This window comes from Methylobacterium sp. E-016, assembly GCF_022829745.1.
Classification (GTDB): Bacteria; Pseudomonadota; Alphaproteobacteria; order Rhizobiales; family Beijerinckiaceae; genus Methylobacterium.
The window spans coordinates 1-23,368 of sequence record NZ_JAKSYF010000103.1; the positions used below are offsets into that span (position 1 = coordinate 1).

Sequence of the window (23,368 nt, forward strand, 5' to 3'; positions counted from 1 at the left end):
CATGCCTTCCACCGGCGGCTTGCGACGGGGACGGGGCGTCGCTGCGGGCGTGGCCGTGGTGGTGACGGTGACGCCGAGGCGGGTGGCCAGCGCAAGGGCGCGGTTCTCGGTCACCCGGAGATGGCAGAAGCCGTGGGCGCCTCGGGTATTGCCTTCGGCAGCGGCTCCCGATGCGGCGTCCGCCTCGTCATCCCTCATCGCGCCGATGCGCCGACCGACTGAGCCCGAACCGGGCGGGGCCGCCCGGTGCGCCTTCCGGAACAGGTCCGGCCTCCGCCAGATCCTCCATGATCGGGCAGTCCGGGCGGTCGTCGCCGTGGCAGCGTGCGGCGAGCGCGGTCAGCGTCCGGCTCATCGCGTGGAGCTCGGCCGCCTTCCGCTCCAGCGCGTCGACGTGCTCGTACGCGATGCGCTTCACGTCGGCGCTGGCCCGGCCCCGGTCGCGCCACAGCGCCAGCAGCACGCCGATCTGCTCCACGGTGAAGCCGAGGTCGCGCGCCCGGCGGATGAAGCGCAACGTGTGGATCTCCGCTTCGGTGTAGTGCCGGTAGCCGGCTTCCGATCGCGCCGCCCGGTCGATCAGGCCGGTGCTCTCGTAGTAGCGGATCATCTTGGCCGAGACGCCGGAGGCCCGTGCGGCCTCGCCGATGGTCATCATCGCCGCGCCTCCGCGGCCGGGCGCCAGCGGCGCAGCAGCAGCGCGTTGCCGACGACGCTGACGCTGGAGAACGCCATCGCGGCGCCGGCGACCATCGGGCTGAGCAGGCCGGCGGCCGCGAGCGGAATGCCGACGACGTTGTAGGCCAGCGCCCAGAACAGGTTCTGCCGGATCTTGGCGTAGGTCCGCCGGGCGATGTCGACGGCGTCGGCGACCAGCACGGGATCGCCGCGCATCAGCGTGACGCCGGCGGCGTGCATCGCGACGTCGGTCCCGCTGCTCAGGGCGATGCCGACATCGGCGGCCGCGAGCGCCGGCGCGTCGTTGACGCCGTCGCCGACCATGGCGACCCGACGCCCGCCGGCCTTCAGGCGCAGGATCGCCGCCGCCTTGTCCTCCGGCAGAAGCTCGGCCGTGACCGCGTCGAGGCCGAGCGCCTCGGCCGCCCGGGCGGCGCTGCCGCGATTGTCGCCGGTCAGCATCACGATGCGCAGGCCGCGCCGGCGGAGCGCGGCCACGGCCGCGGCCGCCGAGGGCTTCATCGCATCGCCGAACGCGATCAGGCCGAGGAGCCGCGGCGCCTGGTCCGGGTCGCGACCCGCCTCGGCGAGCCACGAGACGGTGCGGCCGTCCCGCGCCAACGCCTCGGCCCGCGCGGCGAGCGCCGTGAGGTCGACGCCGTCCTCGTCCATCAGCCGGCGGCTGCCGAGGCGCAGCGTGCGGCCCTCCACCACGGCGGCGACGCCGCGGCCGGGCAACGCCCGCAGGTCGGATGCGGCCGGCGGCGACACGCCCTCGGCGGCGGCCAGCGCCGCGACGGCGCGGGCGAGGGGATGCTCGCTGCCGGCCTGCAGCGCCGCGGCGCGGCGCAGGAGGTCGGCCCGCGCGATGCCCGGTGCGGGCTCGAGCTCGGTCACCGTCGGGCGCCCCTCCGTCAGCGTGCCGGTCTTGTCGAAGGCGACCGTGTCGAGGGCATGGGCCACCTCCAGCGCCTCCGCGTCCTTGATCAGGATGCCGTGGCGCGCCGCGACGCCAGTGCCGGCCATGATCGCCGTGGGCGTCGCCAGGCCGAGCGCGCAGGGGCAGGCGATCACGAGCACCGCCACCGCGTCGATCAGCGCGGCCTCGACGCCGACGCCGGCCACGAGCCACCAGCCGAGGAAGGTGAGAAGCGCCAGCCCGAGCACCACCGGCACGAACACCGCGCTGACCCGGTCGACCAGGCGCTGGATCGGGGCCTTGGCCGCCTGCGCGTCCTCGACCAGGCGGATGATCCGCGCCAGGGTCGCCTCCGCGCCGACCGCGACGGCCTCGACCACGAGCAGGCCGTCGCCGTTGATCGCGCCGCCGACGACCCGGTCGCCGGCCGCCTTGGCGACCGGCACGCTCTCGCCGGTGATCAGCGCCTCGTTGACCTGGCTCGCGCCGGCGCGGACGGTGCCGTCGGCGGGCAGCCGCTCGCCGGGGCGGACCACGACCATGTCGCCGACCCGGAGCGCCCCGACGTCGATCTCGGCCTCGCTGCCGTCCGGCCGGCGCAGGCGCGCACGCTCGGGGCGCAACGCCGTCAGCGCGCGGATCGCCGACGCGGTGCGCCGCTTGGCGCGGCTTTCCAGGCGCTTGCCGAACAGCACCAGGGTGATCACCACCGCCGAGGCCTCGAAATACAGGTGCGGCGCCGCGTGGCCGTGCGCCTCGGCCCGGACCAGCTCGACCAGGCTGAGGCCGTAGGCCGCCGAGGTGCCGAGCGCGACGAGCAGGTCCATGTTGCCGGCGCCGGCCCGCAGCGCGCGCCAGCCGGCCCGGTAGAATCGGGCGCCGAGCCAGAGCTGGATCGGGGTGGCGAGCGCCAGCTGCAGCCAGCCGGGCGGCATCCACGCGATCCCGAACGGCATCAGCAGCATCGGCGCGACCAGCGGCGCCGCAAGCAGGCCTGCGACGAGGAGGTGGAGCCCGTCGCGGCGCGCGGCGGCGTCCCGCTGGACGTCCGCGGCCTCGGCCCCGCCCGCGGTCGCCGCCGGGGCCGCCTCGTAGCCGGCCGCCTCGATCGCCGCGACGAGCGCGTCGGCGGTGACGGTGCCGGCCGCGACCGTCACCCGCGCCCGCTCGGTGGCGAGGTTGACCGCGGCCGCGGAGACGCCGGGCACGGCCCGCAACGCCGCCTCCACCCGCCCGGCGCAGGACGCGCAGGTCATGCCCGTGACCGCGAGATCGACGGTCTCGGCCGCGACGTCGTAGCCGGCATCCGTCACCGCCTGCGCGAGGGCGGCGGTCGGCACCCCGGCCGCGACGGTGACGCTGGCGCGCTCGGTGGCGAGGTTCACGGAGGCGCTCGCGACGCCCGGCACCGCCCGCAACGCCGTCTCGATGCGGCCGGCGCAGGACGCGCAGGTCATGCCCGAGACGGGCAGGGCGACGGTGCGGGTGGCGGCGGGCGCGTGCGGGTCTGTCGCGGTCGGGGTGAGCGTGTCGGCGTCTGCATTCAGCATGGAGCCGAGATGGGGCTTCCAACGGTGGGAAGGTCAAGGCCGGATGGTGAAGGCTGGAACGGCGCCGGATGCGGGGATCGGCTTTCAGCCGTCGGCGGTCAGGGGCGCGGCCGGCTCCGGTCGTCGCGGAGCCGCGGGCCCGCGCCGACAACGGCAGCGAGCCAGGTTCGGCGCTGCGCGATCAGCCGCGGCAGCGGACGCTCGACCCGCACGCTCGCGGACCGGGTCGCGCCGGCCCCCGGAGCGGCGCCCGATCGATCCGTCACCGCCCCTGCGATCCGAGGCGCTGTGGACCCTGCATGGCCGCCAGCCTGGCGCCGGCCGGCGGGCCGGTCGACCTCCGCCGCTTCAGGCCGTGCGGGGGCCGTCCGTTTCAGAGGTCGGGGGCGCCGATGCGCGCGCTGGGCCCGGGGAGCGCCGGATCAGTGCCGCGCATGCCGGCACCATGCCGATGCCGAGCGGAGCATGCTGCCGGGCTGCTGCCGATCCTTCGAGGGATTGCGAGGTCAGTATCCGGTTCGTTTTTCTCACTGAACGGATCGTCAAAACTGTAATTCCGTGCCAGAATCCGTGACTTATGAAATCAGACCTTGCTGTCGGGTCGGCGATCGATATGCTGTCGATCCTGAGAAGGCGAAGCTTCCGTTTCCCCTTTGCTTCGATTCTCACACTCAGCCCCGCCGGCTCGAGCCGCGCGGGGCTTTTCGTCGTGCCTCGCGGGCGACCGATCCGCCGTGATCGCTCCGCATCGGCCGATGGACGCGGTTCGCGACGATCGCGGCCACCCGACATGACGATGCCGGCTCACGGGGAGCCGGCATCGTCGGTCGATCGGTCGTTGGCGATCGGTGTTCGCGATCGGTCGTTGGCGATCGGTCTTGGCGATCAGTACTTGCGGACGAGCGGGGTGGGCGCGGCGACCGCGGCGGCGGCGGTGGTGTAGAGCGGCGCGATGAAGCGGACCCAGCCGCGGGTCTCGTCGGCGAACGGGCCGACGCCGCGGTCGGCGACGGTGCGGGTCACCATGAGCTGCGTCTTGAAGATGCCGAAGTCGTAGCCGATCAGGCCGCCGGCCGCGAACGTGCCCTGCTTCTGGTAGTTCGCGTAGATCGCCCGGTTCCGGTTCACCGGCAGGTCGGTGTAGCCGTAGGCCACGGCGCCGATCTCGAACTTGCCGAAGGTCTTGGTCGCGGTCAGGTCGATGTAGAGGCCGTCGGAATTCGGGATCGGGCCGAGGGCGGCGCCGACCTGGCCGCCGAAGCGCGGCGCGTCGTCCACCTGCAGGATGTGGGTGAGCGCGGCGGTCAGGTTCCAGCCTTCGCCGGTGTAGGAGATGCCGCCGGTGTTGCGGATCGAGGTGCCGGCGACCTGCGGCAGCACCGGGGTGGCACCGCCGGCGATGCAGGCGGCGCCGGGAGCGCCGTTGCAGAGCGAGCCGCGGTCGCCGACGCCGACATAGGCGCCGACGAGGTAGGCGGCGCTGATCTTGTTGCCGAGATCCCAAGCGAAGATGTTGCCGATGAAGGGGTTGTAGAAGTAGCTCTGGTCCTGGTTGGCGACGCCGGCCGGGTTGTTCGTGCCCACGAACACCGACGGGACCGCGATCACCGGCATGATGGTCGCGCCGAGCACCTTGTAGCCGGTCGACCAGACCAGGATCGGCACGTTGACGCCGACGTCCGGGCTGTTGCGCGCGTCGCCGCGGCCGGTGCTGAAGGTGTTGATCGCGTAGACGCCTTGCGGCAGCGGGCCGTAGGCGAGGCCGACCTGCTCGCCGGGCTGCGTGACCGGACCGGCCTGAACGGTGGTGCTCATGCCGACGGTGAGGGCGACCGCACCTGCGGCAAGCCAGGTCTTCATCATGTTCTCGTTCCTACCCCAGGGATCTCGAATGTCGGGCACGTCGCCTCGAGACCATCGTGCCGAAGCTCGCTTGTCCGGTGCGAGTTCTGTTCGGCGATGGCCCAAGCGCCGTCTTGCGGTCCGACCTCTTCCGTCTCAACCTGGAGAATTATTCTACAGCGTCGCCCAAAAAAATAGCGGTTTCAGGCACCTTAGTGCCAAGATTGGGCCGCCGTTGCACAAAGGCTGCACTTTCCGGGGGCGGCGGCCGGAGCCTCATCAGCACCGCCCGGACCTGAGCCCCCGATGTGATGCACATCGCCTCGACGCGCGGGCCCGCGACGGCTCGAATAGGATCGCGGACGGCCGATCGATCGGGGTTCGTCCGGGACGTCCGCACGAATAGGGCGGCAATAGGCGGACCCCGCGCGCCCGAGGGATCCGAACACGGGGGGGACCCGGCTCGCGGCCCGCGTCCGAGAGCGGGGCATCGATCCCCGGCGCAGGGGCCGGACCGCGCCTCGGGCGGGGGAGGGCGGCCGGTCTTTTCGGAAGGGCCCCGGGCGATCCGCGGCGCGCCGTTATCCGCCGCCGTGCAGCGTGCGGCCGAAGAGGGCGCGCATCGCGTGCCAGCCCTGCTCGGCGGCGTCGGGATCGTGGACGGGGAAATCCGGCATCATCCAGCCATGCGCGGCGGGATAGGTCCGCGCCGTGTAGCGCACGCCGGCCTGCGCCAGGGCGTGCTCCAGGCGCGCGGCCATCGCGGGCGGATAGCTGTCGTCGTTCTCGGCCGCGGCGATGTGGATCTCCGCCGTCAGCGCGGGCGCGAGCCTGTGGGGGCTCGTCGTCGCATCGGTGGCGAGGTTGCCGCCGTGGAAGCTCACCGCGGCGGCGAATCGGTCGGGGTAGGTGCCCGCCGCGGCGAGCGCCATGCCGCCCCCCATGCAGAAGCCGACCGCACCGACCCTGCGTCCCGCGACGTCGTCGCGCGTGTCGAGATAGGTCAGGACGGCACCGGTATCGTCCGCGGCCTTGATCGGGTCGGTCGTCGCCATCAGCGGGCCGAGGATGGCGCGGAAGCCGGCCGCCAGGACGTCGCGCGGCACGAACGGCCCGTAGGGGCCGTAGCGGTAGAACAGATCCGGGACGAGGACGACGTAGCCGGCATCGGCGAGCCGCCGCGCCATATCGAGCATCGCCGGGCGGATGCCGCCGGAGTCCATGTAGAGGATCACCGCCGGCCACGGCCCGCCACCGGCAGGCGTCACGACATGCGTCGGGCAGGCGCCGTCGCGTGTCCGGATCGTGGTCTGCTCGGTCGCCATCGAAGCCTCCTCGGCAGGACATCGGCGATGTCCGCGCCGGACCATCTACGGCCGCGGGCGGACCGGCCGCAAACCCGTCGACCCGGTCGAGTGAAAGGCGCGCGGCGCGGCGGCGCATCGGGCGGATCTGCAGTCCTGGCCGATGCGCGCGATCGGCCAGGGCTTCGCAGGGTTGAGGCTCGCTCCGCGGACCGGTCCCCGCTCACAGGGCCCCGAGCGTCACGGTGCTTGCGCCGACCTCGGCCGAGGCGGGGACATCGGGCAGCCAGCGCACGGCGCCGGCGGTCGCGAACCCGCCCTGCTTGAGGACCTGGGCGGCATTCGTGGCGATGCCGCGGGTTCGGTAGGCGACGGTGAAGGCGGCCGGCGCCTGGAAGCGCTCGGCCAACGCCTCGGCAACGGATGCGGGCCGCCACCGCGTCAGGTTCGGCACGAGAAGGCCGCCCTGCGCGCGGACGTCGGCGGCGCCGAGCGCCACGCCCGGCACGTGATAGCCCGCACCGAGCACGGCGGGCACGGCGACGGCGTTTCCGGTGGCGGTCGCCTCGGAGGCGGGGGCCGCGGCGAGGGTCCCGATGGTCAGGGCCAGGGCGGCGGCGAGGGTGATGGTGCGGTGGGTCATCCGTCGATCCTCAACTGTGACGGGGCTGCCCGTCGTTCGATGAGGCGAAGATGCGAACGGCCACTCTATCGATCAAACAGATGCGATCGATGCCAAGTATCGATGGCGTAAATATCGCTACCATCTTGCGGACGCCGTTCCGCGCCCTTCTTCAACCCGACGGCGACCGGTCGGCCGCAGCGAACGCAAGCGACGCGTCCGGCGCGCGTGATCGAGCCGGAACCCGAGGCCGGAAACCCGAGGCATCGATCCCATGAACGACCCGATATCCGTGACCCAGGTTACGATCGAGCACGTGACGCTGCGCTCCCCCAAGTCCTTCGAGGCGGTGCGGTCCGCCCTGGAGGCGTCGGTGCCGCGCCTCGACCACGCCTATGCCGAGCTGCTGCTGGACGGGCAGGTGGACGCGGCGCGCGACCTCCTCGAGCGCCAGGCGCCGCTCTCGATCTTCGGCGCCCGCGACCATGGCGGGCTGCTCCGCACCGCCGGGCTCGTGCGCAAGGCCGTCCAGTACGACATCGGCAACCCGCTGACGGCCGCGCGGATGACCCGGCACGTCCTCTCGGCCGCCCTGTACGCGCCGGTCCGGGTGCTCCTGCGCGAGGATGCCGAGGGCCGCGTCGCGTTCGAGTACGACCGCCCGGCCACCACCTTCGGCCAGTTCGGCAACCCCGAGGTCGACGGCGTCGCGCGCGACCTGGACGAGCAGCTCCGCTGCGTCCTCGCCGCGGCGGCCGCCTGATCTCGCCGGACGGGCACGGCGGCCGGCGCGGCCGGATCCTCGCCATCCGGCCGCCCCCGAGGGAGCGGCCGATCGCGGCCCGTGGGCCGACCCATCCGATCGCGCCCGGGTCCGCCGCGGAGGCGTCGCGGCGCGCCTCCGGCCGCCCGTTCCCTCACAACCCCAGCGCGCCGCCGTCCGAGCGCGGGTCGTGCGTCGCCTCGATCCGCCCGTTCCTGGCGTGGCGCACCAGCATGCCGGCGTGGCCGAGCGAGTCGATGTAGGCGCCGCCGAGCTCCTCGATCCGGTGGCCCATGCGCTCGAGGGCGCGGATGCAGGCCGGGTCGAAGCGGTCCTCGACCTTCACCGTCAGCGATTCCGCGCCCCAGGTGCGGCCGTAGAGCAGGCGCGGGGCGTCGACCGCGTCGGCGGGGCCGCGGCCGTAATCGGCGTAGCGGGTAAAGATCTGCGCCTGGAACTGCGGCTGGCCGTCGCCGCCCATCGAGCCGTAGGCCATCACCCGGCCGTCGTCGAAGCAGGCGAGCGCCGGGATCAGGGTGTGGAACGGGCGCCGTCCCGGCTCCAGCGGGTTCACGGCGTCGGCGTCGAGCGAGAACGACGTGCCGCGGTTCTGCCAGTGGATGCCGGTCTTCGGCAGCACGCAGCCCGAGCCGTATTCCCAGTAGATCGACTGGATGTAGGACACGGCCAGGCCGTCGGCGTCGATCGCGCCCATCCACACGGTGTCGCCCTCGCCGGGGTTCCGCAGCGGGATCGCGGCGGCGCGCGCCATGTCCACCTGCGCCGCTTCGCGGGCGAGGCTTTCGGGCGTGAGGTAGGTCGCCGGGTCCGAGGTCAGGCGGTCGTGGTCGGTCACCACCCGGTCGCGGATCGCGAAGGCGCGCTTCGTCGCCTCGATCAGCCCGTGGTAATGCGCCGTGGTCTCCGCCTGGCGGATGTCGAGGCGGTCGACGATGCCGAGGATCAGCAGCGCCGCCAGGCCCTGCGTCGGCGGCGGGAAGTTGTAGAGCGTCGCGTCGCGGCGGCGGATCGAGAGCGGCGCGCGCTCGCGCGGCTGGTAGGCCTTGAGGTCGGCCCGCGTCACCGGCGCGCCGAGGCGCTCGAGGTCGGCGGCGATCTCGCGGCCGACGTCGCCGCGGTAGAAGTCGTCGAGCCCGGCATGGGCGAGCTGCTCCAGGGTCGCGGCCAGCGCCGGCAACCTCCGCACGTCGCCCACCGGCCACGGCTTGCCCGCCTTGAGGAACGTCGCGGAAAAGTTCGGGGCGTCGTGGAGGGTGTCGAGCTCCTTCGGCACGTAGCGCCCCTCCGAGGGCGAGACCGGGCAGCCCTCGCGGGCGTGGCGGATCGCGTCGGCGAGCAGCGTCTCCAGCGGCAGCCTGCCGCCGAGCGCCCGCGACAGCTCCAGCGCCAGCCGCCAGCCGCCGACGGCGCCCGCGACCGTGACGCAGGCGTCGGGGCCGCGGGACGGGATCGCGTCGAGCTCGCGCTCTCGGTAGCGCGCCCGGGTGGCGAGCGCGCCGGCCGGCCCGCAGGCCTCGATGCCGCGCACCCGGCCGCCCTTCTCGCGCACCAGCCAGAACCCGTCGCCGCCGATGCCGTTCATGTGCGGGTAGACCACGGCGATCGTCGCGGCCATCGCGGTCATCGCCTCGATCGCGTTGCCGCCCTGCGCCAGCACGGTCTGCCCGGCCTGCGCGGCGCGGTGGTGCGGGGCGGCGACGGCGCCGTGGGAGAAGACGGGTGTCTCGGGCATGGTCTCGCTCACGGCTGGCGACGGATCGGCCGGCTGTACGAAAACCGTGCCGCGGGCGCAAAGCCGTGGGTCTCGACGAAGGGATCGCGCGAAGCGCCGACGCGGCCCCCGCTCCCGTCCGGGAGAGGTCGGGGTGCGACCTGTCCGGAAAGACCTGTCCCCTCACCGTGTCCCTCTCCCGCATCCAAGTCGGGTCTCTCCGACTTGGACACACGACGAGCAGGTTTGGGCACACGACGTGCAGATCTCGGGCAAGCCCCAGATCTGTGAGAGCGAGGAGATCCGCGCTTCACCGGCCCTCCGAAGCATCCCTTCGGCCCGGAACCCGGCCGGTGTGCTTAACCTGCACGGGACAGCCCCGTTCGGTGGGGCTAGGATCGGGCCACGAAGGCTTCAGGGTTCAGTCGTGTCGCGTCCAGCCCCCCTTCCGCGCAGCCGCCTGCTCCCTTGCCTCGTCGCCGCGATGCTCGGCCTCCCGACGCTTGCGCAAGCGCAGCAGGCATCGCCGGCGCCCCCGGTCATTCCGGTGATCCGCGAAGGCGCCGGCGGCGACGTGCGGACCTCGGTGGCGCAGCCCGAGACCACGAGCCAGACCTCGGGCGGCTATGCCCGCTCGGTCGAGCCCTATCTCGGGCCGCTCGGCGATCCGTTCGGCCTGCGCCCGGTCCTGAAGGAGCGGGGCATCCAGTACAGCCTCACCTACATCACCGACGTGCTCGGCAACCCGACCGGCGGGATGCGGCAGGGGGCGGTGGTCGAGGACCGGCTGAACCTGCGGCTCTACCTCGACCTCGACAAGCTCGCCGGCTGGCAGGGTGCGAGCGTGCACGCCAACGCCTACTTCATCCACGGCACCGGCCTGTCGCGCTACTACGTCGGCAACCTGCTCGACGTCAGCGTGATCGGGGCGCTGCCCGCGACCCGGCTCTACGTGCTGTGGTTCGACCAGCAGTTCCTCGACGGCAAGCTCGGCCTGCGCATCGGCCAGCAGGCCGCCGACACCGAGTTCTTCGTCAGCCAGACCGCGACGCTGTTCGTGAACTCGAGCTTCGGCTGGCCGGCGATCACCAGCGCCAACCTGCCTTCCGGCGGCCCGGCCTATCCCGTGGCGGCGCCGGCCGTTCGCGTAAAATTCGAGCCCGGCGGCGGCCTGTCGTTCCAGGCCGGGATCTACGACGGCGATCCGGCCGGCGCCAACCGCCCCGGCGACGACGCGGAGGAGCAGCGCCTCAACCGCACCGGCACGAACTTCCGCACGAACGACCCGGCCCTGATCGTGGCCGAGGCGGCCTATTCCTACAACACCGAGAAGGGCTCGACGGCGCTGCCGGGCACGGTGACGTTCGGCGGCTGGCAGCATTTCGGCCGCTTCGACGACCTGCGCCGCGACACGCTCGGCCTGTCCCTCGCCGACCCGGCCTCGTCCGGCGTGCCGCGCCAGCGCCGGGGCAATGCCGGCCTCTACGCGATGATCGACCAGAGCCTGCTGATCGAGCCCGAGAAGGACGACGAGGGCCTGTCGGTGTTCGTGCGCGCCTCGCTCTCGCCGACGCGCTCCAGCCTGATCTCGGCCTACGTCGATGCCGGCCTGGCCTACAAGGGCCTGATCCCGGGGCGCGACGACGACACGATCGGCGCCGGCATCGCCTATGCCCGCTACGCCGACGACGCCCGCCGGGCCGACACCGACACCATCCTGTTCACCGGCACCGCGATCCCGCGGCGGCGGGCCGAGACCGCGCTGGAGGCGACCTACCAGGCGCTGGTGGTGCCGGGCTTCACCGTGCAGCCGGACGTGCAGTACATCATCCGCCCGAGCGGCGGCGTCGCCGACGCGGACGGGCGCCGGCTGAAGAACGCCACCGTGCTCGGGGTGCGGGCGACCGTGCAGTATTGAGCCCGGGCGGCGCGCCGGCCCGCGGCCGCGAGGCCTGCGGGTCAGCCCGGGCCGTCCTCGTCCGGGACGGTGTCGCCGAACGGCACCGTGAGCACGCGCTCGCCGGCCTCGTCGGCGATCTCGAAGCTGCACACCATCCAGTCGCGGATCAGCGTCAGGCGGTCCTGCGCGATCATCCGGCGGGCGACGGCGAGCGCCCGCGCGCGGGCGGCCTCCACGTCGGCGAGCTCGTCGCCCTCCTCGTCGATCGCCAGCCCCGCCGGGCCTTCGCGGTGCCGGACATGGAAGAAGTACCGCGGCATCACAGGCTCCCGATCAACCGGGCGTACTCGCGCTCGGGCAGGCCGTAGCCGTCGTCCACGACCGCCTCCAGCCCTTCGCGGCTCAGGATCGTGATGCGGCCGCGCCGCGCGCGGATCAGGCCGTGCCCCTCCAGGGCCTGGACCGCCAGGGTCGTGCTGCTGCGCTGCGCGCCCAGCATCAGGGACAGGAACTCGTGGGTGAGCACGAGGTCGTCGCCCTCCAGCCGGTCGTGGCACATCAGCAGCCAGCGGGCGAGGCGCACGTCGATGTTGTAGGCCGCGTTGACGAAGGCGGTCTGCGCCGTCTGCAGCATCAGGATCTGGACGAAGCGCAGCAGCAGCCCGCGCAGGGTCGGGCTCTCGTCGACCGCGGCCAGCAGGTCCGCGGTGGCGATGGACAGCATCCCGCCCGGGCTCTGGACGAAGTGGTGGAACGGCGACCGGTCGACGGCGAGCAGCACCGGCGCGGCCCCGACCAGGCCCTCCCGCCCGATCACGCCGATCTCGACCCTGCCGGCGGCCCCGCTGACGATCGAGGCAAGGCTGTCCTCGGGGAAGTACAGCGTCCGGATCGGCTCGTCGGGCGTGATCAGGGTCTGTCGCAGCTCGGTCGCGACCGGCTGCAGGGCCGGCTGGAGCAACGCGAAGTCGGCGGGCGAGAGCGCCCTCAACAAGCGGTTGCGGACGCTGGATCGCTGCGGTGCCGGCATCGCTCGGTCCCGATCGGGCAAGAGCACGCGCTGTCTCCCAGGCGCCCGCGCCTCGTCTCCCCGGCAGGCGATGGGCCAGATGAGCGCTCGCCCGCGGCGAGGTCAATCGAAAAGTTTCGCGCCTCGATGTTTGTATGATTGCAGACAGACCCAAGTGTTGGCTATCGTACTGAAGCTCCCGTGCCTCTTCCGGGCGGCATTCGCGTATGTCTAGAATTCGAAACCTTGCTCTCTGCGCTGCCCGAAGGGGCGGCCGCCTTCGCGTCCGGAGATCCGAATGAAAGACGTGGCCCAGCAACCGGCGGTGCTGGTCGCCGAAGCCGACGCGATCGTCGCCATGGATCTGAGCGACGCCCTGGAGGGGGCGGGCTACCGGGTGATCGGGCCGTTCGCGACGGCGGCCGAGGCGCTGCTGTCACTGGAGCGGGAGGCGCCGAGCGTGGCGGTCGTCGACCTGGTGCTCAAGGAAGGACCCTCCGACGCCCTGATCGCGCGGCTGCGCCAGTGCCGGCTGCCCTTCCTCGTCCATTCCGGCCTCGAGCGCGACGACCCCGCCGCCCGCGACGTCCGGGACGAGCCCTGGCTGCGCAAGCCGGCGCTGCCCTGGGACGTGGTGGCCCTGCTCGATGCGCTGACCTTCGACGAGCCGGCCATCGACCAGCCCGCCCTCGACGAGCCGGCTTTGGCCGCCGCCGGATCGGCGCCGGCGCATGAGGGGGCGGTCCATGCGCCCCCGACCCACGTCGAGCCCGTCGGCCGCGCGCCCGCCGGCGATGCGCCGACCGCACCGGTCCGGCGGCTTCGGGCGGCGAGGGGCCGCAACCCGCTCGTGCGCAAGCTCGAGGGCTTCGCGGCCCTGTCGGAGGCCGACGAGGCGCTGCTGGAGCGGATCAGCGCCCCGTCGCGGATCGTCCCGTCGCAGACCGACCTCGCCCGCGAGGGCGACGCGCCGCAGGGCGTGTTCCTGATCCTGGAGGGCATCGCCTGCCGCCACAAGGTGCGCGCCACCGGCACCCGCCAGATCACCGCCTACCTGGTCCCGGGCGACCTCTGCGACCTCGACGTGGCGTTGCTGGACGCGATGGACCACTCGATCACCACGCTGTCGGCCTGCCGCGTGGTCCTGATCCCGCCGAGGACGGTGGTCGAGGTGATGGAGAGCCATCCCCGGATCGCCCGCGCGCTCCGGATGACCACGCTGGTGGACGAGGCGACGCTGCGCGAATGGCTGGTGAACGTCGGCTGCCGCTCGGCCCTGGAGCGGCTCGCGCACCTGTTCTGCGAGCTTCGCATCCGGCTGCAGGTGGTGGGGCTGGCCGAGGACGACAGCTACGACCTGCCGCTCACGCAGCTGGATCTCGCCGACACCACCGGCCTGTCGAACGTGCACCTCAACCGCACGCTGCAGGAGCTGCGCCGGTCCGGGCTCATCGAGTTCCGGGGCAAGCGGGTGCGGATCCTCGACCTGCCCCGGCTGAGGGCGCTGGCCGAATTCAAGCCCAACTACCTCCATCTCGGCGAGCGGGCCGCCGCATGAGCCTGTTCCTGCAGCCCGTGCAGGTCGCCACGGGAAGCGACGACCACGAGAGCCGGCTCGTCTTCTCCGACGGCTTCCTCGTCGCCGTGCTGGTGCGCCTGTCCAACCAGCACGAGGACGGGGCGGGCCGCTGGTTCCTGGAGGCCGGCTTCGGGCCGCTCGACGACCCGCGGGCCCCCGTCTTCGTCGACCTCGACGCGGCACAGGCCTGGATCCGCGACCGGCTCGGCAAATCCTGAGCTGGGCAAATCCTGGGTTCGACAAGCCCTGGGTTCGGCAAATCCCGAGCTTGCTCCGCCGGGGCGTGCGGGTCGCGGCGCGTTGCCGGACGGCTCGCCGTTTCGGCGCCGCGCCGCCCGCAGCGCCCTATCTCCGATCCATGATCATCTTCGATTGGGTCGTCGGCGTCCTGTTCGGCGCGGTGCTTCTGGCCGCTTTCGCGCGGCGGATCGGGGCGCCGTATCCGGCCTTCCTGGCGCTCGGCGGCGTCGGGCTGGCCTTCGTGCCGGGCGTGCCGAACCTCGAGCTCGACCCCGAGCTGGCGCTGGCGCTGTTCCTCGCCCCCGTGCTGATGGATGCCGGCTACGCCACCTCGCTGCGCGACCTGCGGGTGAACTGGCGCCCGATCGCCGGCCTCGCCTTCGGCGCGGTGGCGGTGACGACGATCGCCGTCGCCGTCGTCGCCAAGCTGCTGGTGCCGGGCATGCCGCTCGCCGCCTGCATCGTGCTCGGCGCGATCGTCGCGCCGCCCGACGCGGTGGCCGCGCTCTCGGTGCTGCGCCACGTCTCGCTGCCGCACCGCCTCACCACCATCCTGCGCGGCGAGAGCCTGCTCAACGATGCCGGCTCGCTGCTGATCTACCGGCTCGGCGTCGCGGCCGCCGCGAGCGGCGCCTTCCACGCCTCCGAGGTCGGCCCGACCTTCCTCGTCGGCGTGGTCGCGAGCCTGGTCGTCGGGCCGCTCGCGGGGTTCGCCTTCGTCGCCGGGATGCGGCGGGTGCAGGATGCGGCCAGCACCATCGTGCTGCAGTTCGTGGCCGCCTTCGGCATCTGGATCGCGGCCGAGCGCCTGGAGATGTCCGGGGTGCTGACGCTGGTCGCCTTCGCGATCACCGTGGCGCGCGGCACCCCCGGCATCACCGCGCCGCGCACCCGCATCATCTCCTACGCGGTCTGGAACACCGCGGTGTTCGTGCTCAACGTGCTGGCCTTCGTGCTGATCGGCATCCAGATCGGCCCGATCCTGCAGCGCCTCGCCGGCGCCGACCAGCTCGGCGCGCTCGCGCTCGCCGGCGCGGTCTTCGCCACGGTGGTGCTGGTGCGGATCGCCTGGGTGCTGCCGGCCTCCGCCCTGCCCGGCCTCGCCTTCGCCGAGCCCGGCCGCCACGCCTTCCGCGGCGCGATCGCGGTGTCGTGGGCGGGGATGCGCGGCATCCTCACCATCGCCACGGCGCTCGCCCTGCCGCAGGGCTTCCCCCAGCGCGACCTCATCGTGTTCGCCGCCTTCGGCACGGTGCTCGGCACCCTCGTGGTCCAGGGCCTGACCCTGAACCCGCTGCTCGCCCGGCTCGGCCTCGAGGACGACGACCCGGTCGGCCGCGAGGTGGGCCGCGCCCGGGCCGAAGCCTACCGCGCGGCGCTCGACAGCCTCGAGGGGGCCGAGGACGACGCCGGCACCGAGGCCCTGCGCGAGGAGCTTCGCGGCGCGCTCGCGGCGGCCGAGGACCACGACGAGGGCCGCGCCCCGGAATCGCTGCCCACCGACGGCCTGCGCCGCCGCGCCATCGGCGCCGCCCGCGACACGGTCATGCGCCTGCGCCGCGAGGGCGCGATCGGCGACGACGCCTACTTCGTGCTGGAGGAGGAGTTCGATTGGGCCGAGTTGAACGCGACGCCGAAATCGGAGACGTGAGACCTGAGGCTTCGTCCGCAGACGCCCGGCGTCGAGGAGCGCCAAACGATCCGGCCATCGCCGATCGACCGGATGCACGCCGGACCACGGACGTCGCGCGGGGACCTGGACGTCCCGGGGCGGTGCCTCACGCCTGGCGGCCCAGCGTCTCCTCCACCAAGCGCGGGTTCGTCGCGATCATCGCCAGAAGGACGAGCGCAGCGCCCCGCGGCTGCCGGCGCCGGGTCTCCCACTGACGCAACGTACCGACGGGGACGCCGATGCTCGCGGCGAAGGCCGGCTGGGCCTTGCCCGTACGCCGCCGGATCTCGGCGACGTCGATCGCATCGGGAACGTGGACGACCATGCCGGATACGGCCTCGCCCCCCCCATGCGCCGCCGCCTGCTCGAGCCCGGCGACGATATCGCCGAACACGTCGTTCGTCACGTCAATCATCGGCACGCCCTTCCTTGAGCTTCAGGCTCCACTGGCGCTTCAGGCTCTTGGTCAGGCCGTGCATGACCTCGATCTGCGCCTTGGTGAAATTGGCCTGCTGTCCTTTCGACAGGATCGACAGAAGATAGGCCGGCACCCTGTCGCCGAGATAGGCCACCATCACGCGGTACCCGCCCGAGCCGCCGAAGCGGACCTTCCGCACGCCGCCCGAGCCGCGAACCACATCGCCGCCGCTTGGATCGGCTGCGACCTGATCGACGATGCGCGCGCGTTCGTCCGGCGTGAGCCCGAGCCTGTCGCAGCGTGCGAGGTACGACGCCGTCTCGGACACGGTGTGCGGCGGCCTTGGCATGGTGCGATATAGGTCATTGACACCGTCAGTCAATGGCGCAGTCGCGGGCGGCAGCATCCGCTTCCGCGACAGTCCTTCGCGCCGGAATACGGCGAGGCTCCGCGACGGACGCGCCCCGCCGAGCCGCTTCGCCTCAGCCCGCCACGCGCGCCTCGATCGCGTCCCACACGCTCACGGCGAGGTCCGGGCCGCCCAGGCGCTTGATCGCGCGGATGCCGGTCGGGGAGGTGACGTTGATCTCGGTGAGGTGCCCGTCGATCACGTCGATGCCGACGAGGATCAGGCCGCGGCGGCGCAGCTCCGGGCCGATCGTGGCGCAGATCTCGCGCTCCCGCTCGGTCAGGTCGGAGGGCCGGGCGGCGCCGCCGCGGACCATGTTGGAGCGGATGTCGTTCAGGGCCGGCACGCGGTTGATCGCGCCCATCGGCTCGCCGTCGACCAGGATGATGCGCTTGTCGCCCTCGGTGATCTTCTCGAGGAAGCGCTGCACCACCCACGCCTCGCGGAAGGTGACCGAGAACAGGTCGAACATCGAGCCGAAGTTCGGGTCGGTCTCGGAGACGCGGAACACCGCCGCGCCGCCGTGGCCGTGCAGCGGCTTCATCGCCACGGTGCCGTGCTCGCGGCGAAAATCCTCGATCTCCGCCTTGTCGCGGGAGATCAGCGTCGGCGGCATCAGGTCGGGGAAGTCGAGGACGAAGAGCTTTTCCGGCGCGTTGCGGACTTCGGCCGGGTTGTTCACCACCAGCGTCTGCGGGTGGATCTTCTCCAGCATGTGGGTCGCGGTGATGTAGGCCATGTCGAAGGGCGGGTCCTGGCGCATCAGCACCACGTCGGCCTCCGACAGGTCGATCCGCTCGATCTCGCCGAGCGTCGCGTGCGCGCCCTCCACGTCCTGCACGGTCAGCGCCTGCACCCGCGCGGTGACGCGGCGGCCCTGCATCGAGAGCCGGTCGGGGGTGTAGTAGATCAGCCGGTGGCCGCGCGCCTGCGCCTCGAGCAGCAGGGCGAAGGTGGTGTCGCCGGCGATGCGGATCGCCTGGATCGGGTCCATCTGGACCGCAACGGTCAAAGCCATGTCGTCGGGCTCCACTCATGACGCGGCCGGCTCCCTGGGGAATCGCCGCATCCCCCCGGACCGAGCCGGCCGCTCGTCGTCCCCATCGTCGCTTCGGGCGCGTCGCGGACGCGCCCGGACCGCTCAATCCTCCGGCATCGACTTGCCGCCGGTGCGCTTGTCGTAGTCGCCGATGGCGTTGCGGCACTCGGGCGAGAGGCGCTTGCGGTTGCGCGTCATGCAGGCCTCGGCCGCCGGGCTGTTCGGGTCGACGCCCGCGCAGAGGCGGAAATAGTCGTTGGCGCAGCCGAGCTGCAGCCCCTGGTCCTCGCGCTGGGCCTGCGCCGGGCTGCCGGCGAGCGCCAGCAGGGCGAGCGGGAGGGCCGCCAGCGCCACGGGGCGGAGCATCCGGGGCAGCTTTGCGCCACGGGCGTGTCGAAACGTGTCCAGTCGCATCCAGCGTGGTCCTTGCTTGTCGGTCATGGAATCCCGGGCGGCGGGTCCGCGAGGGGCGCATCCGCGAATGGCACGGCATATCGGGCCCGACGGTCGCTAGGCAAGCGCCCTGACCGTGCGACGGTTCCGCTTCGGCCGCTCCGCCACCGCAACGCAGCATCGGCCGCGATCCCCCGGGCGACGGCGTCCGCCGGCACGGATCGGCCCGGCGCAGAAGAAGGGCCCCGCCCGGGTCGCGAGCAGGGCCCAGTCGTTGGGAGGAAACGCCCGCCATGGGCGGATCCGATCCTGCAAGGGGCAGGCCAACGGCGTGCCGGGGCCGGCACGCGCCGCGCGACGAGGCTCCGCACGCCGTTCTTGCGAGCGCGTCTCGGGGAAACGATGCATTAACCATGGCGTGCTGATCTGCCGGCCATCGACACGCCGTCGCCCTTGCCGACGCCCCGCCCCGGGGCCCGGGCGCGATGCCCGGATCAGCCGACAGGTGCCCCCCATGACCGTCTCCCGACCCGCCGCCCTCCGTTCCGACCCGCCGGCCGTCGACGACGTCGCGCCGCGCGTGCCGGCCGGCCGCGTGGTGCCGTTCCCCGTCGCGCCCCGGCCCCCCCGGCGTCCCGAGGCCGGCGAGCGCCGCGGCGAGATCCTGCTGTTCCTCGGCGTGCGCTACGAGCGCCTCGCCTCCTGATCCGGCCCCCGGCGGGCGACCCGCCGGCCCGACGATCCCCGCGTCCCACCCCATCGACACCCGAACGAGGCGGACCATGCCAAGTCAGGGCCGGCCGAGTCAGCCCCGGCCGAGTCAGGCCCGGCGCGTGCCGATTCCGATCGCCGGCGCCCGGCGCCGCGCGAGCCCGGTCGCGACCTGCGCGCTCACCGCCGCGCTCCTCACCGCGCTGCTGGCCGCCTGCGCCCAGGAGGGCGATTTCGGCCGCCCGAAGGCCGGCGCCTGGAACAGCCTGGTCGAGACCACCGGGACGCTGGCCGCCCGCGAGCGCGAGGAGCCGGCCTCCGCCTTCCCGCTGACCGACGAGGAGCAGACGCTGCGCGCGCGCGCCTGGCGCTTCCTGATGCCGGCGGCCCCCGAGGCCGCGTTCGTCGACGTGCTCGCCAACCTCACCCGCGCCCGCGTGCTGCCGCCCTCGTGGCGCCCGGGGGACGTCGCCGCCTATCACGACGCCCTCGTCGCCGAGCCCGCCCGCTCGCCGGTCTCGCGCTACCGCCGGCTGTCCGAGGACGCGACCGCCGACGCCCGGCTGATCCCGCCCTTCGTCGCGATCGCCGCGCGGGTGATCGACGCCGACGCCCTGCGGCTGCGCAGCCTTCCCTTCGCCCGGGCGCTGGACGATTTCGACGTGCGCAACGCCGCCATGCGGGTGGCCGAGAACCGATGCCTGATCGCCTGGGTCCGGCTCGAACTGGCCGAGCGCACCGCGCGCTACCGCTACGCGGTCGAGCACCTCGTCGTCGCGCTGCCCGGCCCGGAGGCCGTGGGGGCGGAACGCAGCATCGGCGTGCTCGCCGCCCGCCGCGCGCTGCTCGACCCGCTGCTCCCGCGCGAGGCCGCCTTCCGCTGCGGCCTCGTGCCCGGTGAGGAGGGGGCCGCGGCGTTGCCGCCGGTGCGCCCGCTGGTCGTGAAGGACTGAAAGGCGGCGCGCGACGCCACGTTCCGTTGTAAGATCGTTTCGTCCTCTATAAAGAACGCCTCGGCGGGGCCGTCGGATCGCACCGCGGACCGATTCCCGGGAGGAGGGGAAGCGATGACCGAACCGAAAGCAGCGCGCACGATCGCGGCCACCAACGGCGTGGCCGAGGACACCGCGTACGGCGCCGTCATCGCCCCGATCCATCTCTCGACGACCTACAAGTTCCCGGCCTTCGAGAAGCCGGGGCCGTACGACTACTCGCGGCTGGGCAACCCGACGCGCGACCAGCTCGCCGACACCATCGCCAAGCTCGAGGGCGGCGCCCGCGCGGTCGTGGTGTCGAGCGGCATGGCGGCCCTCGACCTGGCGCTGTCGAGCCTGCGGCCGGGCGACCTCCTGATCGCCCCGCACGATTGCTACGGCGGCACGCACCGCCTGCTCAGCCTGCGCAGCGCGCGCGGGCACTACACGGTCGCCTTCGTCGACCAGAACGACCCGGCGGCTTTGGCCGCGGCCTTCGCGAGAAGGCCCAAGGTCGTGCTGATCGAGACGCCGAGCAACCCGCTGATGCGCGTCGTCGACGTCCGCCGCGTCACCGGGCTCGCCCGCGAGGCCGGCGCGCTCTCGGTGGTCGACAACACCTTCCTGTCGCCGGCCCTGCAGCGGCCCCTGGCGCTCGGGGCCGACCTCGTCGTGCACGCGACGACCAAGTTCCTCAACGGGCATTCCGACGTGGTCGGGGGCGCGGTGGTCGCGGCCGACGCCAAGGTCGGCGACGAGCTCGCCGCCTGGGCCAACACCATCGGCGTCACCGGCTCGCCGTTCGACGCCTACCTCACGCTGCGGGGCGTGCGCACCCTGTTCGTGCGGATCGAGCAGCAGCAGAAGACCGCCAGGCGTCTCGCCGCGTTCCTGGCCGGCCACCCGGCCGTCGCCGCGGTGTACTATCCCGGCCTTGAGACCCATCCGGGCCACGCCCTCGCCAAGGCGCAGCAGAGCGGCTTCGGCGCCATGCTGAGCTTCGAGCTCGCGGGCGGGCGCGAGGCGGTGCGGCGGTTCGTGGCGGTGCTGCGGGTGTTCACGCTGGCCGAGTCCCTCGGCGGGGTCGAGAGCCTGATCTCGCACGCCGAGACCATGACCCATGCGGCGATGGATCCCGACGCGCGCGCGATCGCCGGCATCACCGGCGGGCTGCTGCGGCTGTCGATCGGGCTCGAGGCGGAGGACGACCTCCTGGCCGACCTGTCCCGCGCGCTCGACGCCCTCCCGCCCGCCTGAAGGTCCGCGCGGCGGCCGCCCGCGCCGGCTCAGCCGCCGCTGCCCGGGCGTTCCGCTTCGCCGCGCATCGCGTTGAGGACGCGGCGCCGGGCCTGGGGATCGCGGACCGAGAGCCAGAGCTGCAGCAGGGACGCCAGCTCGCCGAGCTCGCCGGCCGACTGTGCCCCGGCCTCTCGCTCTCCGGCCCCTTGCGCTCGGTCCCCTTGCGCTCCGGCCGCGAAGGCTTCCACGGGCAGCCCGAGGGCGTCGGCGATCGCTTGCAGGGAATGCACGTTGTCGTTGACCATGCCATCGGTACGAACGTACCGGTCGGAAGGTTGCCGGTTTGAATACAAAATCCATACAATTCGGCCGCGGATCGCCACACGCTTTCGTGAGGGGATCGCGTCGCGGCGCAGGCGACCGTTCTCAGGCCGGCGGATCGTCGCGCAGGATCCGCATCGCGCGTCCCTCGGCCTTGTGCCGGTGGATCGGCTCGACGCGGCCGCCGAGGTGGCGGCCGAGGAAGGCTTCGGCCCGGGCGTGGAAGGAGAGGCTGTTCTCCGGCCGGGCGAAGCCGTGGCCCTCGTCGGGGAACAGCAGGTAGGTGACCGGGATGCGCTTGGCGACGAGCGCCGCGACCATCTGGTCGGATTCCGCCTGCCGCACCCGCGGATCGTTCGCGCCCTGCGCGATCAGCAGCGGCACCTTGATCCGGTCGGCGACGTGGACCGGCGAGCGCGCGCGGATCAGCGCAAGGCCGTCGGCGGTGTCGGGGTCGCCCACCGCCCGGTACAACTGCGCCCGGAAGGATTCCCAGTAGGGCGGGATCGTCCGCACCAGCGTCTCGAGGTTGGCCGGGCCGACCACGTCGATCCCGCAGGCATAGGTCCCGGGGTTGCGGGCGAGCGCGGCCAGCACCGCGTATCCGCCGTAGCTCGCGCCCAGGATCGCGACGCGGCTCGGGTCGGCGACGCCGGCCTCGACCGCCCAGGCGACGGCGTCGAGGAGGTCGTCGTCCATGCGCCGGCCCCATTCGCGGTCGCCGGCGTTGACGAAGGCCTTCCCGAAGCCGGTCGAGCCGCGGAAGTTCACGTCGAGCACGGCGTAGCCTCGGTTGGCCAGCCACTGGTGGTAGATGTTGCAGCCGAACCGGTTGCGAGCCCACGGGCCTCCGTGGACGACGAGCACCATCGCGCCCGGCGCCTCGGCGCCGGCGGGCCGGGTCAGGTAGCAGACGAGGTCGAGCCCGTCGCGCGCGCGGATCGTCAGCGGCGCCATCGGCCGGAGCGGTGCCGCGTCGAGCTCCGGCTTGGCGCTGCCGAGCGCGTCGAGCCGGCCTGCCGCGCGGTCGTACAGGTAGGTCGCCCAGGGGCGGAGGTCGGATTCGGCGGCGATGAGCCAGATCCGGTCGTCCTCGCTGCGGCTCGTGACGTGCCAGTCGCCGATCGCCCGCGCCTCGAGGAAGGCGAAATCCGCCGCGACCCGGGGATCGAGGACGTGCCAGCGCCGGCGCGCGCGGTCGACCGCGTAGGCCAGCGGCTCGTGGCTGTCGACGTCGGTGAGCACCGCGCCGATGTCGGCCTCGGGGTGGTGGGCGAGGACCGTGGCGGCGCCGGTCGCGAGGTCGACGCGGGTGAGGGCCGCGGTGTCCCGCCCGCGGCTGTCGCGGCAGAACACGGCGCTAGCGGCGGCGTCGAGATGGGTCGCCCCCGAGACGCGGCTGTCCTCGGCCGGGAAGGTCAGCCACGGGGTCCAAGCGTCGCCGTCGGGTCGCATCAGGGTGCTCGCCCCGTCGGGCTCGGTCCGGATCGCCAGGCGCGCGGAGAAATCCTCGCCCACCAGGAAGCCGGCGAAGCCCGGGTTCTCCTGGACCAGCCTGCGCGCGCCGCTCGCGACGTCGATCGCGTAGAGGTCGTGGAAGCGCGGGTCGCGGGCGTTGATCCCGACGAGGACGCTGCCGTGCACGGCCTTGCTCCGCTTGGCCAGGTAGGCGGCCACGCCGGCGATCGGCGTCAGGTCGCGGCTGGTTCCGGTCAGCGGGTCGACCGCGTGGAGGTGGTGGTTCTCGTCGCCGTCCGTGTCCTGCAGGTAGAGCAGGTGGCGCCCGTCATAGGCCCATTCGTAGTCGCGGATGCCGCGGTGGCGGTCCGCGGTCACCGGCGCGCCGGAAGCCGGGTCGCCGGCCGGCCCGACCCAGAGGTTCAGCACGCCCTCGACCGGCGCGAGCCAGGCCAGCCGCGTCCCGTCGCGGCTGATCCGGTAGGCGGTCCGCAGCGGGTTGCCGAACAGGTGCGCCCGCGGGATCAGCTCGATCATCGAGGTCGTCCTCCCGCGCCGCCGGCCCGCGGCCGCTCCGCCCGGCATTCAGACCGGAG

Annotated in this window: 22 protein-coding genes and 1 pseudogene; 8 read left to right on the plus strand and 15 right to left on the minus strand. The window is 73.2% G+C overall.

The features are described from left to right. The 6 genes and pseudogenes from MKK68_RS12510 to MKK68_RS12535 all read right to left on the minus strand — a co-directional run. A pseudogene (locus MKK68_RS12510) lies at positions 1 to 198 on the minus strand (hypothetical protein); the annotation flags it as partial. Continuing rightward, entirely contained in the window at positions 188 to 655 is a 468-nt protein-coding gene (gene cueR / locus MKK68_RS12515; protein ID WP_244030614.1) for a Cu(I)-responsive transcriptional regulator, read from the minus strand. The pseudogene MKK68_RS12510 and the gene cueR, both read right to left, overlap by 11 nt. Next, entirely contained in the window at positions 655 to 3,147 is a 2,493-nt protein-coding gene (locus MKK68_RS12520) for a heavy metal translocating P-type ATPase (protein WP_279605329.1), read from the minus strand. The genes cueR and MKK68_RS12520 overlap by 1 nt, the downstream gene beginning before the upstream one ends. 885 nt (positions 3,148 to 4,032) lie before the next feature. Then, positions 4,033 to 5,010, minus strand: coding sequence for a transporter (locus MKK68_RS12525; RefSeq protein WP_147842835.1), 978 nt, complete (start codon positions 5,008 to 5,010; stop codon positions 4,033 to 4,035). Positions 5,011 to 5,570: 560 nt separating this feature from the next. After that, positions 5,571 to 6,314, minus strand: coding sequence for a dienelactone hydrolase family protein (locus MKK68_RS12530; RefSeq protein WP_244030546.1), 744 nt, complete (start codon positions 6,312 to 6,314; stop codon positions 5,571 to 5,573). A 202-nt stretch (positions 6,315 to 6,516) separates the two neighbouring features. Further along, complete coding sequence (locus MKK68_RS12535) at positions 6,517 to 6,936, minus strand: hypothetical protein (RefSeq protein ID WP_244030619.1); 420 nt, start codon at positions 6,934 to 6,936, stop codon at positions 6,517 to 6,519. Between the two features lie 271 nt (positions 6,937 to 7,207). Between MKK68_RS12535 and MKK68_RS12540 the strand changes: the two genes are divergently transcribed. Beyond that, on the plus strand, positions 7,208 to 7,678 hold the full coding sequence (locus MKK68_RS12540) for a DUF302 domain-containing protein (RefSeq protein ID WP_313899228.1): 471 nt from the start codon (positions 7,208 to 7,210) through the stop codon (positions 7,676 to 7,678). A gap of 154 nt (positions 7,679 to 7,832) precedes the next feature. Here MKK68_RS12540 and MKK68_RS12545 read toward each other — a convergent pair whose 3' ends face one another. Further along, on the minus strand, positions 7,833 to 9,431 hold the full coding sequence (locus tag MKK68_RS12545; RefSeq protein WP_147860061.1) for a gamma-glutamyltransferase family protein: 1,599 nt from the start codon (positions 9,429 to 9,431) through the stop codon (positions 7,833 to 7,835). Between the two features lie 463 nt (positions 9,432 to 9,894). Between MKK68_RS12545 and MKK68_RS12550 the strand changes: the two genes are divergently transcribed. Next, the gene (locus tag MKK68_RS12550; RefSeq protein WP_147842845.1) at positions 9,895 to 11,328 is read left to right on the plus strand and encodes a carbohydrate porin; all 1,434 of its coding nucleotides are present in this window, start codon (positions 9,895 to 9,897) and stop codon (positions 11,326 to 11,328) included. Positions 11,329 to 11,369: 41 nt separating this feature from the next. Here the strand turns inward: MKK68_RS12550 and MKK68_RS12555 are convergent, their stop codons facing one another. After that, a complete protein-coding gene (locus MKK68_RS12555; protein ID WP_147728908.1) occupies positions 11,370 to 11,630 on the minus strand; it encodes a DUF6894 family protein in 261 nt (86 codons plus the stop codon). Continuing rightward, positions 11,630 to 12,340 (minus strand): Crp/Fnr family transcriptional regulator, encoded by a 711-nt coding sequence (locus MKK68_RS12560; protein ID WP_147728909.1) that lies wholly within the window; start codon positions 12,338 to 12,340, stop codon positions 11,630 to 11,632. The genes MKK68_RS12555 and MKK68_RS12560 overlap by 1 nt, the downstream gene beginning before the upstream one ends. A 277-nt stretch (positions 12,341 to 12,617) precedes the next feature. On the opposite strand from MKK68_RS12560, the gene MKK68_RS12565 reads away from it, so the two are divergent. From MKK68_RS12565 to MKK68_RS12575, 3 genes are all read left to right on the plus strand, one after another. Next, positions 12,618 to 13,877, plus strand: a complete 1,260-nt coding sequence (locus MKK68_RS12565) for a helix-turn-helix domain-containing protein (RefSeq protein WP_244030550.1) — start codon at positions 12,618 to 12,620, stop codon at positions 13,875 to 13,877. Continuing rightward, positions 13,874 to 14,116: a hypothetical protein gene (locus tag MKK68_RS12570; RefSeq protein ID WP_244030552.1), complete on the plus strand. Its 243-nt coding sequence runs from the start codon at positions 13,874 to 13,876 to the stop codon at positions 14,114 to 14,116. Before MKK68_RS12565 ends, MKK68_RS12570 begins: the two co-directional genes overlap by 4 nt. A 140-nt stretch (positions 14,117 to 14,256) precedes the next feature. Next, positions 14,257 to 15,789: a cation:proton antiporter gene (locus MKK68_RS12575; RefSeq protein ID WP_147860059.1), complete on the plus strand. Its 1,533-nt coding sequence runs from the start codon at positions 14,257 to 14,259 to the stop codon at positions 15,787 to 15,789. Positions 15,790 to 15,916: 127 nt separating this feature from the next. Here the strand turns inward: MKK68_RS12575 and MKK68_RS12580 are convergent, their stop codons facing one another. The 4 genes from MKK68_RS12580 to MKK68_RS12595 all read right to left on the minus strand — a co-directional run bounded on the left by MKK68_RS12580 (position 15,917) and on the right by MKK68_RS12595 (position 18,042). Beyond that, positions 15,917 to 16,216: a helix-turn-helix domain-containing protein gene (locus MKK68_RS12580; protein ID WP_244030554.1), complete on the minus strand. Its 300-nt coding sequence runs from the start codon at positions 16,214 to 16,216 to the stop codon at positions 15,917 to 15,919. Position 16,217: 1 nt separating this feature from the next. Next, entirely contained in the window at positions 16,218 to 16,556 is a 339-nt protein-coding gene (locus MKK68_RS12585; protein WP_244030556.1) for a type II toxin-antitoxin system RelE/ParE family toxin, read from the minus strand. Between the two features lie 154 nt (positions 16,557 to 16,710). Beyond that, positions 16,711 to 17,655, minus strand: a complete 945-nt coding sequence (gene gshB / locus MKK68_RS12590) for a glutathione synthase (protein ID WP_147729325.1) — start codon at positions 17,653 to 17,655, stop codon at positions 16,711 to 16,713. 123 nt (positions 17,656 to 17,778) lie between these two features. Beyond that, positions 17,779 to 18,042, minus strand: a complete 264-nt coding sequence (locus MKK68_RS12595) for a hypothetical protein (RefSeq protein ID WP_147729324.1) — start codon at positions 18,040 to 18,042, stop codon at positions 17,779 to 17,781. 541 nt (positions 18,043 to 18,583) lie between these two features. Between MKK68_RS12595 and MKK68_RS12600 the strand changes: the two genes are divergently transcribed. From MKK68_RS12600 to metB, 3 genes are all read left to right on the plus strand, one after another. Next, positions 18,584 to 18,775 carry a hypothetical protein gene (locus MKK68_RS12600; protein WP_244030558.1) on the plus strand — a complete coding sequence of 64 codons (192 nt, stop codon included), beginning with the start codon at positions 18,584 to 18,586 and terminating at the stop codon, positions 18,773 to 18,775. Between the two features lie 133 nt (positions 18,776 to 18,908). Beyond that, positions 18,909 to 19,733, plus strand: coding sequence for a hypothetical protein (locus MKK68_RS12605; protein ID WP_409567235.1), 825 nt, complete (start codon positions 18,909 to 18,911; stop codon positions 19,731 to 19,733). A gap of 114 nt (positions 19,734 to 19,847) precedes the next feature. Further along, entirely contained in the window at positions 19,848 to 21,011 is a 1,164-nt protein-coding gene (gene metB / locus MKK68_RS12610; protein ID WP_244030563.1) for a cystathionine gamma-synthase, read from the plus strand. 29 nt (positions 21,012 to 21,040) lie between these two features. Here the strand turns inward: metB and MKK68_RS12615 are convergent, their stop codons facing one another. Both MKK68_RS12615 and MKK68_RS12620 read right to left on the minus strand, forming a co-directional pair. Beyond that, positions 21,041 to 21,298: a hypothetical protein gene (locus MKK68_RS12615; protein WP_244030564.1), complete on the minus strand. Its 258-nt coding sequence runs from the start codon at positions 21,296 to 21,298 to the stop codon at positions 21,041 to 21,043. 121 nt (positions 21,299 to 21,419) lie between these two features. Next, the gene (locus tag MKK68_RS12620) at positions 21,420 to 23,309 is read right to left on the minus strand and encodes an alpha/beta hydrolase family protein (RefSeq protein ID WP_244030566.1); all 1,890 of its coding nucleotides are present in this window, start codon (positions 23,307 to 23,309) and stop codon (positions 21,420 to 21,422) included. Positions 23,310 to 23,368 lie beyond the last annotated feature (59 nt).

What these genes read in the sequence shown, in the direction of transcription:
- MKK68_RS12560 (WP_147728909.1), bottom strand. Translation starts at nt 12,340, where the DNA reads ATGCCGGCACCGCAGCGATCCAGCGTCCGCAACCGCTTGTTGAGGGCG.
- MKK68_RS12545 (WP_147860061.1), bottom strand. Translation starts at nt 9,431, where the DNA reads ATGCCCGAGACACCCGTCTTCTCCCACGGCGCCGTCGCCGCCCCGCAC.
- MKK68_RS12555 (WP_147728908.1), bottom strand. Translation starts at nt 11,630, where the DNA reads ATGCCGCGGTACTTCTTCCATGTCCGGCACCGCGAAGGCCCGGCGGGG.
- MKK68_RS12575 (WP_147860059.1), top strand. Translation starts at nt 14,257, where the DNA reads ATGATCATCTTCGATTGGGTCGTCGGCGTCCTGTTCGGCGCGGTGCTT.
- MKK68_RS12615 (WP_244030564.1), bottom strand. Translation starts at nt 21,298, where the DNA reads ATGGTCAACGACAACGTGCATTCCCTGCAAGCGATCGCCGACGCCCTC.
- MKK68_RS12570 (WP_244030552.1), top strand. Translation starts at nt 13,874, where the DNA reads ATGAGCCTGTTCCTGCAGCCCGTGCAGGTCGCCACGGGAAGCGACGAC.
- MKK68_RS12600 (WP_244030558.1), top strand. Translation starts at nt 18,584, where the DNA reads ATGACCGTCTCCCGACCCGCCGCCCTCCGTTCCGACCCGCCGGCCGTC.
- MKK68_RS12565 (WP_244030550.1), top strand. Translation starts at nt 12,618, where the DNA reads ATGAAAGACGTGGCCCAGCAACCGGCGGTGCTGGTCGCCGAAGCCGAC.
- MKK68_RS12595 (WP_147729324.1), bottom strand. Translation starts at nt 18,042, where the DNA reads ATGCTCCGCCCCGTGGCGCTGGCGGCCCTCCCGCTCGCCCTGCTGGCG.
- MKK68_RS12530 (WP_244030546.1), bottom strand. Translation starts at nt 6,314, where the DNA reads ATGGCGACCGAGCAGACCACGATCCGGACACGCGACGGCGCCTGCCCG.
- MKK68_RS12620 (WP_244030566.1), bottom strand. Translation starts at nt 23,309, where the DNA reads ATGATCGAGCTGATCCCGCGGGCGCACCTGTTCGGCAACCCGCTGCGG.
- metB (WP_244030563.1), top strand. Translation starts at nt 19,848, where the DNA reads ATGACCGAACCGAAAGCAGCGCGCACGATCGCGGCCACCAACGGCGTG.
- MKK68_RS12525 (WP_147842835.1), bottom strand. Translation starts at nt 5,010, where the DNA reads ATGATGAAGACCTGGCTTGCCGCAGGTGCGGTCGCCCTCACCGTCGGC.
- cueR (WP_244030614.1), bottom strand. Translation starts at nt 655, where the DNA reads ATGACCATCGGCGAGGCCGCACGGGCCTCCGGCGTCTCGGCCAAGATG.
- MKK68_RS12520 (WP_279605329.1), bottom strand. Translation starts at nt 3,147, where the DNA reads ATGCTGAATGCAGACGCCGACACGCTCACCCCGACCGCGACAGACCCG.
- MKK68_RS12535 (WP_244030619.1), bottom strand. Translation starts at nt 6,936, where the DNA reads ATGACCCACCGCACCATCACCCTCGCCGCCGCCCTGGCCCTGACCATC.
- MKK68_RS12550 (WP_147842845.1), top strand. Translation starts at nt 9,895, where the DNA reads ATGCTCGGCCTCCCGACGCTTGCGCAAGCGCAGCAGGCATCGCCGGCG.
- gshB (WP_147729325.1), bottom strand. Translation starts at nt 17,655, where the DNA reads ATGGCTTTGACCGTTGCGGTCCAGATGGACCCGATCCAGGCGATCCGC.